Source organism: Pseudomonas sp. 8_5_2, from assembly GCF_059295255.1.
The window spans coordinates 3158959-3173235 of sequence record NZ_CM181238.1 but is presented as its reverse complement, the minus strand read 5'-3'; the positions used below and the strand labels follow the sequence as shown (position 1 = coordinate 3173235).

Sequence of the window (14277 nt, the reverse complement as noted above, 5' to 3'; positions counted from 1 at the left end):
GCCGCTTCTGGCTACTTAGTCCTGGCGGCTGGTCACTTCCAGCAGGTGGTAGCCGAACTGGGTCTTCACCGGGCCTTGCACGGTGTTGACCGGGGCGCTGAAGACCACGGTGTCGAACTCCTTGACCATCTGGCCTGGGCCGAACGAACCCAGGTCACCGCCCTGGCGGCTGGACGGGCAGGTGGAATTGGCTTTGGCGATTTCAGCGAAATCGGCACCCGCTTCGATCTGGGCTTTGAGTTCGTTGCACTTGTCTTCGCTGGCAACGAGGATGTGGCGGGCGGTTGCACGGGCCATGGGTACTGCTCCTTGGGGTAAAAAAGCCAAGCCTAGCGCACTTGTCCGGGGTATGTCTCGCCAGGCTTGCAACCTTTGTTTACAGTTTTTGTGCTGCCTCGCGCAACAGGGTTTCGGTGGAGGCCCAGCCCAGGCAGCCGTCGGTGATCGACACGCCATATTTCAGCGCGCCCTTGCCCAGCGCCTGGCAGCCATCGAACAGGTGCCCCTCGATCATCACACCGACCAGCGAACGGTCACCGGCCAGGCGCTGCGCCAGCACATCGTTGAACACGGCTGGCTGGCGCGCCGGGTCCTTGGCGCTGTTGGCATGGCTGCAATCGACCATGATCCGCGGCTGCAGGCCGGCCTTGGCCAGTGCCTGGCGGGCTATGGCGATGCTGTCGGCATCGTAGTTCGGGCCCTTGTGGCCCCCGCGCAGCACCAAATGGGTGTCCGGGTTGCCCAGGGTCTCGATGATTGCCGGATGGCCCTGCGCATCCATGCCGAAGTGGCGGTGCGGATGGGCGGCGCTGCGCATGGCATCGCTGGCGATGGCGATGCCGCCGTCGGTACCGTTCTTGAAGCCGACCGGCAGTTCCAGGCCACTGACCATTTCGCGGTGAATTTGCGATTCGGTGGTACGCGCACCAATTGCGGCCCAGGCCAGCAGGTCATCGAAGTAACCGGCGGCCATCGGTTGCAGCAGCTCGGTAGCGACCGGCAGACCGCGCTCGATCATGTTCAGCATCAGCCCGCGGGACAGGGCGATGCCGGCGTGCATGTCGTCGCTGCCATCCAGGTGCGGGTCGTAGGCCAGGCCTTTCCAGCCCACCGTGGTGCGCGGCTTTTCGACGTAGGCGCGCATCACCAACAGCAGCTTGTCGTCGACTTCACGGCTGAGGGCGGCCAGGCGATCGGCGTATTCCAGGGCCGAGCGCGGGTCGTGGATCGAGCAGGGGCCGACGATCACCAGCAGGCGCTCATCGCGGCCTTCGAGGATGTCGCGGATGGCCTGGCGATGGGCATGGACTTGCTGGGTGAGCTCGCTGGACAGCGGCATCTGCTGCTTGAGCAGGTGCGGGCTGGGCAGGCGCAGGCTGACAGTGCTGTTGGCGGCTTGTGGCTGGGTCAGGGGCAGGGCGAGGCTGGAGGCTTGCATGGCGTTTTTCCCTGGGCGGACGGCGGGTTCTGGCCCGCGCTGTCGGCCCTATCGAGGTGTTCGACAAATCGTTGAATGCGGATTGACTGCTGCGTTGCCACCTGTGGAATTCCGAACGGAGGCGGCAGGCTGGCCCGAACGGGATTGGCTAAATCGCCAGGCGGAGGTGCTTGCGTAGTAATAAGTGGCGTAGTTCATGAATCTGTCCTCAATCTGAATCGGTAATGTGCAAAGGCCTGAAAAGCAAAACCCCCGGTCGGGGAGCCGACCGGGGGTTGAGTATTCTCATGTTCGGCGGCCCCTCGAAGGTGGGCGCCGTGTGGGTATCGGCGCCTAGTGGCTAAACCAATACCCAAAGTAATAGCTGGCAGGTGCCACGCAGCCGGCAACGGCCAGCACAGGGCGCAGGCTGCGACCGGTGTGGTTGGCGTGGTTGCGGGTGTGTTTCGGCATGTTGCTCTCCAGTGAATGAGCCCGAGCTTACTTCAGTTCGGCCGGGGCATTCAATGGATAAATGCTATGGTGGCGATCATTTGTTTTTGTACTGAATGGTTCAATGGCCGTAACGCCCAACCAGGCTTTGAGCCCCCAGCGCATGGCCTTGCAACAACTGCAGCAGGCCGCTGCGGTCCAGGCCTTCGGGCAGCGTGCCTATTGGTAGATCAGTAGCGATCAGGGTCAGTGCGTAATGGTGCGGGTTGTCGCCGGCGGGAGGGCAAGGACCTCGGTAGCTGAGCGTGCCGCGCGAGTTGCGGCCCACCGTGACGTGCTGCCCGGTCAGCGCGGCAGCGCCTTCCTTCAGGCCATCCTGGGCGGGGTCGATGTTGTAGGCGATCCAGTGAACCACGCCAATGCCTTTGCCGCCGTCCGGGTCGAACATGATCAGCGCCAGCGACTGGGTACCTTCGGGCAGGTTTTCCCAGCTGAGTTGCGGGGTGACTTGTTCGCCAGCGCCGCAGGCCGGGTCTGGCCCGACCTGCTGCAAGGCAATCACGCCCCCATCGGTGAACGAAGCAGAGCTGATCGACAGGGCGCCCTGGTTATTACCGGTTGCCATGGCGCTGCAAGGTATGAGGGCAGCAAGCAGCCAGGGTTTGAGGTTCATGGCGAGTCCTTGGCAGGGCGATGGGGCGCAGTGTAGTCCAGGCCAGCCTCAGCGGCTGTCCTGGTCTTCGGCAGTGCCACCGCTGTACCCGGCACCGGAGCCTGTGGCTTCACCGGTGCTGTTGGAGCCGCCACTGGCGCCGTCGGCGGCATCGGTGTTGCTGCCGGTGTCGCTGCTGTCATTGCTCTTGCCGCTGCCAGGGCTGTTAACGCTGCTGTCTTCACCGGCCGTCTTGCCGCCGGACTGGTCGGTTTGCGGGCGGCTGTCGGTGTTGGTGTCGGTGGCGGCGAAGCTGGTGCCAGTGATGGAGGCCAGGCCGAGGGCCAGGCACAGGGAGAGCGGGCGAATGCGGATCATGGCGTGTCTCCTTTGCGGATGATCTGTCATTCGTTGGGCTGGGGACGGGGGCAGGGGTGCCTTCCGGGCGACGAGTGGTAAATGCAGGGGCTGCGCTGCAGCCCCTTGGCTTCACTCGGTTTCGCTACGCGGTGCGTGCACAGGCTCGGAGGCTTCCAGCGGCGGGTGTTCCTGGGCCGCATGCATCAGGTCCTCGGTGACCCGCAACTCGGCGCCAGTCGGCGAGAAGGTAGTCGAAGCGGTGAACGGTGCAGGGTGCTCAGCCGCCGGGCGCTTGCCGCGGCGCCACATGAAGAAGCACACCATGGCCAGGTTGACCACGGCAAACGCCCAGAACAGTCCGGCCTCGCCAAATTCGGTCATCACCGGCGAAATTGCCATTGGCGCCATGGCCGAGCCCAGCGAGTTGATCAGCAGCAAGCCCTGGATCATCGGCACCAGCGCATCGGAGGGCGCGCGGTCGGCCGCATGGCTGACGGCTACCGGGTACAGGGTGAATACACCGCCACCCAGCAGGAACAGCATGGCCGGCAGCACGATCGAGTCCGACGGCAGGAATACCGTCACCAGCGACAGCACGACGCACAACCCGGCAAGGGCGAGCAGCACGTCCAGGCGGTCCTTGCGGTCCGACCAGCGCCCGACCGGGTATTGCAGCAGCATGGCGCCGAGGATCACCCAGGCCATCATGTTGCCCACTTCACCGACATCCAGGCCGATGCGCTGCAAGTACAGCGGCAGCAGGGCATAGATGCCGGCAATGGCCACACCCGAGCCAAAGCAACCGACCAGCCCCGAGGGCGCCACACCCAGCAATTGGCGGGGCTTGAGCGGTTCGACCTGGTCCAGCAGCGGCGACACCCGCGGCAGGATCACGATCGGCAGCACCGACAAGGCGGCGAGCACGCCAGCCAGCATGAACGGTGCGGTGTCACCCAGGTGGGTGATTTCGCCCAGGCCGGCCTGGGCGATCACCCCGGCGCCGTAGAAGGCGATCATGTACAGCGCCAGCAGGCGGCCGCGGATCTTCGCGTCACCGGCCAGCAACAGCCAGCTTTCGATGACCAGGAATACGCCGACCGCAGCCCAGCCGTTGATCAGGCGCAGCACCGACCACCAGGTGACGTCATAGAACAGCCCCTGCAGCAGGATGGTCACGGCAATCAGCGAGGCAAAGCTTGTGTAGGCGCGGATATGGCCGATGCGCAGGATCAGTCGGTCGTTGAAGATAGCGCCCAGGGTCAGGCCGATGAAGTAGGTCGACGAGACGATACCGATGGTGGTGGCCGATTCACCGGCAGCGCCCAGGCGCAGGGTGGTCAGCGAAGACATGAAGCCGTTGCCCAGGGCAATGATGAACAGCCCGAGCAGGGGCGCCAGCGCCATGGCCAGCAAACGCGGAGACATACGTACCTCTAGTTGGATGAGCGGGATGAGCGCCTTTTCGGACGCGCACACCGGCTCGACCCGGCAGGGGCGAGGGGGTTGCACGGATGCGACCTGGGCAAGACTCAACCGCTGGGCCTATGGGAATTGGGCCGGGCGGGGAGGGTTGAGCCTATTTCACATGTACGGGCATGTGTTCAGGCACGGACTCTGTCATTGCTGCGGGTTGCCACCGTTCAAGGCGACGGGCGAAAAGGAAGCGCGATTCTACGGGCTTGGAAGGTTTTGCCCAAGGGGCAACAGCGTGCGACGAGACGCCGCAGTCCAAGGGCGACATGAAAGTGTCTTGGGCAGACATTTTCAATGACTGCCCTGGATTTTGGTAGGAGCAGCCTTGCGCTGCGAAAGGGCCGGTAAGCTTTGAGTTTGTTTGTGGCTGAAATGGCCTGTTCGCAGCACAAGGCTGCCCCTGCAAGAGACGGGGTCGCCTGGGCAAATGCGCAGACTGCTGCATAATGCTGCATCCACACCAAGGAAGGCCTCCATGTTCGCGTCGCTGTTCGCAGTCCTGGCCCCGGTTTTCATCGTCGCCGCCATTGGCTTTGCCTGGGCCCGCAAGGGCCTGGATTACCCCACCGACTTCATCGCCCGGGTGGTGATGACCATCGGCACCCCGTCGCTGGTGCTGTCCACCCTCAGCCGCACCGAGCTGAACCCGAATGCCTTTACCAGCATGGCCGTCGCCTGCTTGCTGTGCACCCTGGGCATGGCCTTGGCTGCGTTGCTGGTGTGCCGCGCTTCTGGCATGCATTGGCGGGTACTGCTGCCGGCGTTCATGTTCCCCAACACCGGCAACATGGGCCTGCCGATCAGCCTGTACGCCTTCGGTGAACACGGCTTGGCACTGGCCGTGGCGTTTTTCCTCACCCTGTCGATCGTGCAGTTCACGATCGGCATGGCCATCTCCGGCACGGCGGCTTCGCTCAAGGCGCTGCTGCGCAACCCGATCGTCATCAGCCTGGCGGGCGCCATGCCCATCATCTTTCTCGATTTCGAACTGCCGCGCTGGCTGGCCAATACCGCAGACCTGCTGGGCGGCATGACCATCCCGCTGATGCTGTTGACCCTGGGGGTATCGCTGGCCAGCATTCGCCTGCGTCACGTAGGCAGCGGCCTGTTGCTCGGCGGTTTGCGCATTGGCCTGGGGGCTGCGATGGGTTGGGCAGTGGGGGCAGCGCTGGGCATGGACAACCTTGAGCGAGCAGTGCTGGTGGTGCAGTCGGCAATGCCGGTGGCGGTGTTCAACTACCTGATGGCGGTGCGAGCCAACCGCGAGCCGGAGCAGGTGGCGAACCTGGTGATGTGCTCGACGGTGCTGTCATTTGCCTGGTTGCCCGTGGTGCTGGCCTGGTGGATGTAAGCCTGTTCTGGCCTAAGCACAGCCCCAGAAAACTCTACAGTACCGGTGGGAGCGGGTTCCCCCGTGAAGCGGCCGGTAGCCACACCATCAATCGCGGCTGCGCGTGTCGATACTGACCACCACCGACATCCCGGGTCGCAGCCGCCTGGCCTGGGCCTGGTCGGCGTCCACGGTGATGCGTACCGGTATGCGCTGGGCAATCTTGACGAAATTGCCGGTGGCATTGTCCGCCTGCAACAAGGCGAACTCCGAGCCGGTGGCCGGCGAAATCTGCTGCACGTGCCCGTGCAGCTTCAGGTGGTTCAACGCGTCCACGGTAAAGGTCACCGGCTGGCCGATGCGCACCTCGGCCATCTGGGTTTCCTTCATGTTGGCGATCACCCACAGGGTGTCGGGCACCAGCGCCATTAGCTGCGCACCCGAGTTCACATAAGCCCCAAGGCGCGTGCCGATCTGCCCCAGCTGGCCGTCGCGCGGGGCGGTGACGCGGGTATTGTCGAGGTCGATGCGGGCCAGTTCGACAGCCGCCTTGGCGTTCTCGACTGCCGCCTCCAGCGCGGCCCGGTTGACGACCACGGTTTCCCGGTCTTGCCGGGCGATTTCCAGCGCCGCTCTGGCCTGGGCCAGGCTGGCGACGGCAGCGGCTGCGCTGGCCCGGGCCAGGTCCAGCTCGCGGCGGGACACCGAGCCGTCGTTGACCAGTGCCTGGTTGCGGCCCAGGTCGGCTTTGGCCTTGGCAGCCTGCGCGGTGGCGTCGTCGATGGCAGCCCGGCGCTGGGCAATGGTGGCATCGGCGCTGTTGCGCTGCTGCAGGTTGTTGGCCAGGGCCGCCTGTTGTTGCTGCAGTTGGGCAACGGCCTGGGCCAGGCGCTGCTTGTAGATGCGGTCGTCCAGCTGCACCAGCAGGTCGCCAGCCTTGACGAACTGGAAGTCGTGTACTGGTACATCGGTAATGTAGCCGCTCAATTGTGGCCCGATGATGGTCACCTGGCCACGCACCAGGGCGTTTTCGGTGCTTTCGATGGCGCTGCTGAACGGTGGCAGGCGCCAGGCGTACAGCACCAGCAGGATGCCGGCCAGGGCCACGCCGGCGAAACTGATCGATGACAGGATCCGCATCCGCCGCGAACGTACCGGGCTGGTTGGCTCGCTGGGCGGTGTGGCGCCTTCCGGGGTTTCGGCGATGGCGGTGGTGGTCGTGGTGCGGGTGTCGTCGGTCATCGGGTGGTCGCGCCGGGGGTCGAGTCGGTGGAGGTGGCCTTGCGTTTTGCGTACCAGAGCCAGGTGCTGCGGATGCAGATCCAGATCATGGTCAGGATTGCGATGCTGCCGATCAGCACGAATACATCGTTGTAGGCCATGATATTGGCTTCGCGGGTGGCGGCACTGGCCAGCAGGCGCATGCCGGCTTCGCTGCGCAGCGCCGGGTCGGCGATCACGCCACCGTAACCGCCGCCGCCGCTTTGCACACGCGCATTCACCAGCGGCTCCAGGTAGCTGAGGCGATCCATCAGGTGGCTGGAATGAAACTTCTCCCGCCAGGTCTGGAAGGTGCCCAGCAGCGCCGCGCCGATCAGCCCACCCAGGTTGTTGCAAATGCCGAACAGCACCGAAAAACTCACCAGGTTGCGGGGGTTGGCGCGCACATGGCTGATACCCAGGGCCATCGACGGGCCAAGGAAGAAGGTGCTGCCGAAAGCCAGCAGGAACTGGCTGAAGTACATCTGCGCCGGGCGGGTCAGGTTGCTGGAGCTGCTGTCCATGAAGGCGCCGGCAGCCATGGCCAGCAGCGAGACGAACAGCGGAATCACCAGGTGGTTGGGGTTGATGGTGAGGGCACTGCTGGCCAGCCCGGCCACCGCGCCCAGCAGCATGATCCCGTACAGCGCGCGCAGCTGCTCGCTGCCCATGTTCAATACCTGCAGGAAGCCGACCGCACCCGTGGACTGCTCCGAGGTGACCATGCGGATCAGCACCACGCACAGCGCCAGGCGGATGATGGCCCCGCTGCCCAGCCAGTGGGTCATCAGCAACGGGTTCTGGCGGTTGTGTTCGATGGCCAGGCCGCTGAAAATCAGGGCGATCGATGCCGCCAGCGCAACGCCGATCCACGGCGCCTCCAGCCACCAGTCGATGCGCCCCAGCGACAGCGCAGCGCAGAGCAGGGCAGTGCCGCCGGCCATCAGGGTGAACGTCAGGAAGTCCAGCGGCTCGAAGGTTTTGAAGCGGTCGCCGGGCGGCAGCTTGAGCATCATCACGCAACCCAGCGCAGCCAGTGCCAGGCCCAGTTCGAACAGGTACAGCCCACGCCATTCGGCGATTTGCAGCAGGTCTTCGGAAAAGATCCGCGCCAGCGGCAGCGCCAGCTGCGAGGCGCCCAGGCCCAGGACCATCGCCTTGAGCCGCCATTGCGCCGGGAACGCCTGGATCATGTAGTACAGCCCCAGCGAGCTGAGCGCGGCGCCGACCATGCCGTGCGCTGCGCGAACGGCGATGGCCGAGTTCAGGTCGTTGACCAGCAGGTGGGCGAAGGTAACCAGCGCATACAGCACCAGGAACACTTCGGTAAAGGCGCGCAGGCCGAACTGCTGGCGGAACTTGACCAGCAGCAGGTTGATGGACACGTTGGTCATCACGTAGGCGGCTGGCAACCAGGCCATTTCCGCCGTGGTCGCGCCCAGGGCGCCCTGCAGGAACACCAGATTGGCGGTGACCAGCGCGTTGCCCAGGCCACCGGTGATTGCCACCAGCAGGCCGACAACGCCGTAGGCCAGGCGCTTGGCGGGCGAGTGCAGGGGCGTGGAGGGCGAGCCCGGCAAGCTGGGTTTTTCGTGGGGGAGCCAGTGGCGGGGGGCGTATTTGTCCATGGGGCAGACTGTACTTTAGCGGCGGTTGGGGCTGCTAGGTGGTTGCCACAGAATTTGCATCGCCTATGAGATCGAGCGCCGCCCGCGCGGCGCTTCGCAGCACAAGCCTGCTCACATTCGTTTCGGGCCAGTGAGGCCTGTGCCAATTGTGCGCGACCGCCTTGTCGTTTCAACTCGATAGCAAGGCGGGCGCCAAGGGGCCGAGTGCCTCGGCCTCAGGAGTGACTGGCCCGAAACAGGTGTAGGAGCAGCCTTGTGCTGCGAAGCACCGCGCGGGCGGCGCTCGATCTTACAGGCGCTGAAAATGCTGTGGAAAGCACCTGTCAGCCCTGATGCAATCCCATGGCCCGCCTCGCCGACCATGCACCCAGCACCAGCGCTACAAAACCTTGGCCAGAAACTCCGCCGTGCGGCTTTCAGGGCACCCAGCCACCACCTGCGGCGTACCACTGACCACCACCTTGCCCCCGGCATCCCCGGCCCCTGGCCCGATATCGATCACCCAGTCACTCTGCGCCACCACCCGCATGTCATGCTCCACCACCACCACGCTGTGGCCGCCCTCGACCAGGCGGTTCAGCTGCACCAGCAGCCGGTCGATGTCTTGCGGGTGCAGGCCATTGGTGGGCTCGTCCAGCACATACAGCGTCGCCCCGCGGGCAACGCGTTGCAGTTCGGTGGCCAGCTTGATGCGCTGCGCCTCGCCACCGGACAGTTCGGTGGCCGGCTGGCCCAGGCGCAGGTAACCCAGGCCGATATCCTGCAGCACCTGCAGGCAGCGTCGCGCCGCTGGCTGCGCGGCAAACACCTCCAGCGCCTGGTCGACGTTCAGCTGCAGCACCTGCGCGATATTCATGCCTTGCCAGCTCACCGCCAAGGTCTCGGGGTTGTAGCGGGCACCGTGGCAGGTCGGGCAAGGTGCATACACGCTGGGCATGAACAGCAGCTCGACGCTGACAAAGCCTTCGCCCTCGCAGTTGGCGCAACGGCCCTTGGCAACGTTGAAGGAAAACCGCCCGGCATCGAAGCCGTGCGCCTTGGCCTGCTCGGTGGCGGCGAACAGTTTGCGTACGTGATCGAACAAGCCGGTGTAGGTGGCCAGGTTGGAACGGGGCGTGCGGCCGATCGGCTTCTGGTCGACCTGAACCAGGCGTTTGATGCTGTCGATGCCCGCGCTCACCTGGCCGCTGCTGGCCTGTTCAGGTTCGTCTTCCAGGCTTTGCTCATCGGCTTCGCTACGCTGCTCGGCATGGCCCAGGTGGGCACCCACCAGCTCCAGCAGGGCCTGGCTGACCAGGCTGGACTTGCCCGAGCCGGAAATCCCGGTTACGGCCGTGAAGCAGCCCAGTGGGAATTCGGCGCTGAGGTTATCGAGGTTGTTGCGGGTGATGCCTTCCAGCTTCAGCCAGTCGCGAGCCGGCCGTGGTGCGCGGGCAGCCTGGGCGGGGGGGCTGAACAGGTAGGCGCGGGTGCACGACTGTTGCACCTGCGCCAGCCCGGCGGGCGGCCCACTGTAGAGGATGGTGCCACCATGCTCGCCGGCAGCCGGGCCGACATCCACCAGCCAGTCGGCACGGCGCATGGTGTCCAGGTCGTGCTCCACCACATAGACCGAGTTGCCAGCGTGCTTCAAGCGCTGCAGGGCCTCGAACAGGGCCTCGCTGTCAGCCGGGTGCAAGCCGGCCGAGGGCTCGTCGAGCACGTAGATCACGCCGAACAATTGCGAATTCAGCTGCGTTGCCAGGCGCAACCGTTGCAGCTCACCGGAGGACAAGGTCGGGGTGCTGCGTTCCAACGCCAGGTAACCGAGGCCGAGGTCGAGCAGGGTATCGATGCGTTCGAGCAGTTCCTTGGCGATGCGCTGGGCGGCCAGGCGCTTCTCGAGGGTCAGGTCGTCCTGCTGCCGCGTCAGGTAATCCGCCGCTGCCACTTCGCGGAACACCTTGGCCAGTGCCTGTAATGACAGGTGTGACAGCTCGGCGATGTCGCGGCCGGCGAAGGTCACCGCCAGCGCCTCGCGCTTGAGGCGCTTGCCTGCGCACAGCGGGCAGGGGCTGGGGCGCATGTACTGGGCGACGCGCTTGCGCATCTGCGCGCTCTGCGAATGCATGAAGGTGTGCAGCACGTAGCGCCGGGCGCCCATGAAGGTGCCCTGGTAGCTGGGCTCCTGCTTGCGCTTGAGGGCGGTGCGGGTTTGCGCCGGGGTCAGGCCGGCATACACCGGGGCAGTGGGGGTGTCTTCGGTGAACAGGATCCAGTCACGCTGCGCCTGGGGCAGGTCGCGCCAGGGGATGTCGACGTCGTAGCCCAGGGTTACCAGGATGTCGCGCTGGTTCTGGCCCTGCCAGGCCATTGGCCACGCCGCCACCGCGCGCTCGCGGATGGTCAGCGACGGGTCGGGAACCATGGTTGCTTCCGTGACCTCGTAGACCCGGCCCATGCCATGGCATTCGGGGCAGGCGCCCTGCGGCGTGTTCGGCGAAAAATCCTCGGCATACAGCATCGCTTGCCCGGCCGGATAATGGCCGGCGCGCGAGTAGAGCATGCGGATAGAACTGGACAAGGTGGTCACGCTGCCCACCGAGGAGCGGGCACTCGGCGTACCGCGTTGCTGCTGCAGGGCCACCGCCGGCGGCAGGCCCTCGATGGCGTCCACGTCCGGCACGCCTACCTGATCGATCAGGCGCCTGGCATAGGGCGCCACCGACTCGAAGTAACGGCGCTGGGCTTCGGCATACAAGGTGGAGAAGGCCAGCGAAGACTTGCCCGAGCCAGACACGCCTGTAAACACCACCAGAGCGTCGCGGGGGATATCGACATCAACGTTCTTGAGGTTGTGCTCGCGGGCACCGTGTACGCGAACGAAGCCGTTCGGGGTGGTTTGGCGTGGGGGCATGACGCAGTCCTTGGCTGTGGCTTGTCAGTGCGCCCACGGTAACAGCATTACCGCTGTCATGCCTGCAGCGTTGTCACCTCATGGAACTGAGAGTTACCGAGTCTTTGGCGGATGATTAGTGTGGCCGTGAGAACACTATTATCCAGGGGCTGAATCATGGAAATCTCGGAACTGATTTCGGAACTATCTTCGGAACTACATTCGGAACTACAGGCGTTAGACAAACAAGCTTCCACTGCGCCGGGCAACAACTTCGAAGCCCGAACCTATTCACCTTATGGTTTTCATTTGCCCCGGTCAGCCCCGTTACTGGCGTTCGCCGGTGAATTATGCGGGGCACTGCCGCGCCGCTACCTGCTTGGCAACGGTCAACGGGCCTACGACACAGGGCTGATGCGTTTTCACAGTCCCGATGCAGTAAGCCCTTTTGGCCGCGGAGGTCTCAATGCATATGCTTATTGTCAAGGCGATCCGGTCAACAATGTGGACTGTGATGGGCATTCACCCACACGTATAGCCGGGCAAGGCACCGGGTTGGTCTGGGGAACGGTGGGCATGCTGTCTTCGCTCAACAAAGCTTCAAGAACAATTGTCAAACGATCGGTTGCCAAGGCCAATGGGCAGCCTGTACCCAGGGAGTTCGACGCCGCGAGCCGCACCAACAATGCAATGATTTTCACCGGTGGCCTTGTCAGTACCCTGACCAAAGCCCCAGGTGTGGCGATGGCTTTCTCTTATCCAACTGTCGGATTGGCAAGTGAAGCATTCAGCGTATTAGGGATGGGAGCAGCCTCGGTCGCCGGTGTGGGAAAAATGAGGCAGCTGGTTACCGATATCAAAGCCACCCTGATAGAAGCCAGGATAAACAGAATTCCATTGGGCAAACTGGCAATAGAATCGCTGAAGGAAGCCTCTGGATGGAATCGGCTCCTGGGCCAGGAGTCGGCCATTCTCGAGCCTTTGCCGGAAAAGGTGCTTATGGTGCGCTGGACCACGGGTCGTGCCTTGGCCGTGGGTCGAGGCTCAAGGTAGCAGGATTTGCCTCGACTGTTCGCTCGGCCGGTTCAAGACCTTGGTTCGCGGGTGCCCAGTACATCGCGAATGTTGTCGACCACGTTGCTGTCCTTGATCACATCGCTCAGCCAGCCTTCCAGCGGCATGTTGCCCCACTTGATGGCGCGCTCGATCAGGTACGGCACCGGGCTTTGCGGTTCGCTCTGCTTGAAGAACCGGGCCACGCCCGCGAGCATGTTGAACGCTTCGTCACGGGTCAGCGGGGTGGTGCGCATGGGCGCAGGGGCGGTCGGCTGGGAGGGCGAGGCCATCGGTTCCCCGGCTTCGCTGGGCGGGGCGACGTCGGGTTCGGGCGCAGTGCCCGCCACCTCTACAGGGTGCAGTTCAACGCCCCGGTCCTTGAGCAGCTTTTCCGCCAGATGGTTGGCGCGCGAGAGCATGTCGGCCAGGCTGGCAAAGCTCGGCGCGTCGTGGTCGAACAGCCGGTCGATGCACGCCTGCAGCTGGTTGCAGGCGCGCAGGCTGGCGGCGATCTGCAAGGCTTTGGCGCGCAGGTGTTCGGTATCGCTGAGGGCCACCGAGCGCTGAAAGATTTCGGCGTTGATCTTGCCTTCGTTGAGTGCGGTCTGCATCGCCTTGGGGTTCTGCAGCGCGAGGTTTTCCACGTGACGTGATTCGTCATAACGCAGCACGCCAAAATGCTCGCCCTGGGTAATGGGCAAGCCAGCGGCGATGTCGGTAAGGGTGGTTTTCAGCCAGGACAGGCGAGCCGCGCGCTCGTCCATACCGTGTTCCAGGTCGGGATACAGGCTGTCCCAGAATGTTTCCATCACCTGTCGGGTCAGTTCGAGGCCAAAGGTGATGCCGTCGAAATGCTCGCGCTGGGCCAGCCCTTCGCTGAGCCAGGCGACCAGCATCAGGTCCTTGCTGTGCTGCGTCAGGCCTTGGGCGGCCAGGCTGATGACCTGTTCCCAGTCGGCGGTCTTCAAATCGGTTTGCCAGTCGCCCTGGGTGAGGTAGTCAGGGTCGGCACGGCGCGCCTCCTTGATCTGGTCGAAAAGGGCGGAGAAGCTCAAATCTTCGCCGCTGCCGCCGTCGATCGGTGCGGCCAGTGTGGCCAGCGAAAGGTCGTTGAGGATTTCAGGCATAGGACACTCTGATCAGGGGAAGAAAGCAGCGTGCCAGGCGACGCGCCGGCACGCTGCGCAACATGGGCCGCGCGCGCGGCCCATGGGCAAGCAGCTGATTAGGCGAATACTTTGTTCGCGGTACGGTCCCAGCCACCGACAATGTTGCCGCCGGCCTGGCCGTCGGTGCGGTTCTGCTGGGTGTAAGTGGTTTTGATACGGGCGAAGTTGAAGCTGATTTCTTCGATCGGCAGGTCGCTCACGGCCTTGTCTTCACCGCCCTGGTTGCCGCCGGCGACGAACTTGACCGACGACACCACGACTTCTTCCATGTCGATGGTCAGGTAGGTGACCTTGTCACCACCGGCGCGGTTCACGTTCAGTTTCAGCTTGGCAATGTGCTTGCCAGTGCAGCAGTGTTCGAACAGCTTGGCCGAAGCCTTGTCGACCGCCTTGCGGATCTTGAAGTCGCTCAGGGCAACCCGCTCGGAGGATGCACCGCCCGAGGAACTTGCGGTGGCCGAGGTGGCCTGGGTGGCGCCGTACTCGTAGCCCAGCACTTCGATCCAGTCCTTGTGCTTGTCATCCAGTACTTCGCCCGGGATGCCGTCGATTTGGATATACGCGTCAAATGCCATTGTGAAACTCTCCATTAACAACAGTGAAG

General features: G+C 64.1%; 12 protein-coding genes. 2 read left to right on the top strand and 10 right to left on the bottom strand.

Features of this window, described 5'->3' with window-relative positions; translation table 11 throughout:
* Positions 1 to 15: 15 nt before the first annotated feature.
* The 5 genes from AC5O5R_RS14540 to AC5O5R_RS14520 form a co-directional block, all read right to left on the bottom strand.
* On the bottom strand, positions 16 to 297 hold the full coding sequence (locus tag AC5O5R_RS14540) for a peptidylprolyl isomerase (protein ID WP_009686645.1): 282 nt from the start codon (positions 295 to 297) through the stop codon (positions 16 to 18).
* A gap of 79 nt (positions 298 to 376) precedes the next feature.
* Positions 377 to 1438 (bottom strand): 3-deoxy-7-phosphoheptulonate synthase, encoded by a 1062-nt coding sequence (locus AC5O5R_RS14535; RefSeq protein WP_172225217.1) that lies wholly within the window; start codon positions 1436 to 1438, stop codon positions 377 to 379.
* A 553-nt stretch (positions 1439 to 1991) separates the two neighbouring features.
* Positions 1992 to 2543 (bottom strand): YbhB/YbcL family Raf kinase inhibitor-like protein, encoded by a 552-nt coding sequence (locus tag AC5O5R_RS14530; RefSeq protein ID WP_172233299.1) that lies wholly within the window; start codon positions 2541 to 2543, stop codon positions 1992 to 1994.
* 48 nt (positions 2544 to 2591) lie between these two features.
* Positions 2592 to 2900, bottom strand: a complete 309-nt coding sequence (locus AC5O5R_RS14525; RefSeq protein WP_172233302.1) for a hypothetical protein — start codon at positions 2898 to 2900, stop codon at positions 2592 to 2594.
* 111 nt (positions 2901 to 3011) lie between these two features.
* The gene (locus tag AC5O5R_RS14520) at positions 3012 to 4307 is read right to left on the bottom strand and encodes an MFS transporter (RefSeq protein ID WP_494511042.1); all 1296 of its coding nucleotides are present in this window, start codon (positions 4305 to 4307) and stop codon (positions 3012 to 3014) included.
* Positions 4308 to 4830: 523 nt separating this feature from the next.
* Here AC5O5R_RS14520 and AC5O5R_RS14515 point away from each other — a divergent pair.
* The gene (locus AC5O5R_RS14515) at positions 4831 to 5706 is read left to right on the top strand and encodes an AEC family transporter (RefSeq protein ID WP_172228865.1); all 876 of its coding nucleotides are present in this window, start codon (positions 4831 to 4833) and stop codon (positions 5704 to 5706) included.
* Between the two features lie 87 nt (positions 5707 to 5793).
* On the opposite strand, the gene AC5O5R_RS14510 is transcribed toward AC5O5R_RS14515, so the two are convergent.
* The 3 genes from AC5O5R_RS14510 to AC5O5R_RS14500 form a co-directional block, all read right to left on the bottom strand.
* Positions 5794 to 6927, bottom strand: a complete 1134-nt coding sequence (locus AC5O5R_RS14510) for an HlyD family secretion protein (RefSeq protein ID WP_172228863.1) — start codon at positions 6925 to 6927, stop codon at positions 5794 to 5796.
* Complete coding sequence (locus AC5O5R_RS14505; RefSeq protein WP_172228861.1) at positions 6924 to 8573, bottom strand: MFS transporter; 1650 nt, start codon at positions 8571 to 8573, stop codon at positions 6924 to 6926. Before AC5O5R_RS14505 ends, AC5O5R_RS14510 begins: the two co-directional genes overlap by 4 nt.
* 379 nt (positions 8574 to 8952) lie before the next feature.
* The gene (locus AC5O5R_RS14500) at positions 8953 to 11469 is read right to left on the bottom strand and encodes an excinuclease ABC subunit UvrA (RefSeq protein ID WP_172228859.1); all 2517 of its coding nucleotides are present in this window, start codon (positions 11467 to 11469) and stop codon (positions 8953 to 8955) included.
* A 156-nt stretch (positions 11470 to 11625) separates the two neighbouring features.
* Here AC5O5R_RS14500 and AC5O5R_RS14495 point away from each other — a divergent pair, with 156 nt between their 5' ends.
* Positions 11626 to 12501, top strand: coding sequence for an RHS repeat-associated core domain-containing protein (locus AC5O5R_RS14495; RefSeq protein ID WP_494514470.1), 876 nt, complete (start codon positions 11626 to 11628; stop codon positions 12499 to 12501).
* 32 nt (positions 12502 to 12533) lie between these two features.
* Here the strand turns inward: AC5O5R_RS14495 and tssA are convergent, their stop codons facing one another.
* Together tssA and AC5O5R_RS14485 are read right to left on the bottom strand one after the other, a co-directional pair.
* The gene (gene tssA / locus AC5O5R_RS14490) at positions 12534 to 13631 is read right to left on the bottom strand and encodes a type VI secretion system protein TssA (RefSeq protein ID WP_494514469.1); all 1098 of its coding nucleotides are present in this window, start codon (positions 13629 to 13631) and stop codon (positions 12534 to 12536) included.
* Between the two features lie 98 nt (positions 13632 to 13729).
* Positions 13730 to 14248 (bottom strand): Hcp family type VI secretion system effector, encoded by a 519-nt coding sequence (locus AC5O5R_RS14485; RefSeq protein ID WP_016499518.1) that lies wholly within the window; start codon positions 14246 to 14248, stop codon positions 13730 to 13732.
* Positions 14249 to 14277 lie beyond the last annotated feature (29 nt).

Bases quoted from the DNA above. Each gene is read 5' to 3' on its own strand.
- AC5O5R_RS14540 (WP_009686645.1), bottom strand. From the start codon at position 297: ATGGCCCGTGCAACCGCCCGCCACATCCTCGTTGCCAGCGAAGACAAG.
- AC5O5R_RS14535 (WP_172225217.1), bottom strand. From the start codon at position 1,438: ATGCAAGCCTCCAGCCTCGCCCTGCCCCTGACCCAGCCACAAGCCGCC.
- AC5O5R_RS14530 (WP_172233299.1), bottom strand. From the start codon at position 2,543: ATGAACCTCAAACCCTGGCTGCTTGCTGCCCTCATACCTTGCAGCGCC.
- AC5O5R_RS14525 (WP_172233302.1), bottom strand. From the start codon at position 2,900: ATGATCCGCATTCGCCCGCTCTCCCTGTGCCTGGCCCTCGGCCTGGCC.
- AC5O5R_RS14520 (WP_494511042.1), bottom strand. From the start codon at position 4,307: ATGTCTCCGCGTTTGCTGGCCATGGCGCTGGCGCCCCTGCTCGGGCTG.
- AC5O5R_RS14515 (WP_172228865.1), top strand. From the start codon at position 4,831: ATGTTCGCGTCGCTGTTCGCAGTCCTGGCCCCGGTTTTCATCGTCGCC.
- AC5O5R_RS14510 (WP_172228863.1), bottom strand. From the start codon at position 6,927: ATGACCGACGACACCCGCACCACGACCACCACCGCCATCGCCGAAACC.
- AC5O5R_RS14505 (WP_172228861.1), bottom strand. From the start codon at position 8,573: ATGGACAAATACGCCCCCCGCCACTGGCTCCCCCACGAAAAACCCAGC.
- AC5O5R_RS14500 (WP_172228859.1), bottom strand. From the start codon at position 11,469: ATGCCCCCACGCCAAACCACCCCGAACGGCTTCGTTCGCGTACACGGT.
- AC5O5R_RS14495 (WP_494514470.1), top strand. From the start codon at position 11,626: ATGGAAATCTCGGAACTGATTTCGGAACTATCTTCGGAACTACATTCG.
- tssA (WP_494514469.1), bottom strand. From the start codon at position 13,631: ATGCCTGAAATCCTCAACGACCTTTCGCTGGCCACACTGGCCGCACCG.
- AC5O5R_RS14485 (WP_016499518.1), bottom strand. From the start codon at position 14,248: ATGGCATTTGACGCGTATATCCAAATCGACGGCATCCCGGGCGAAGTA.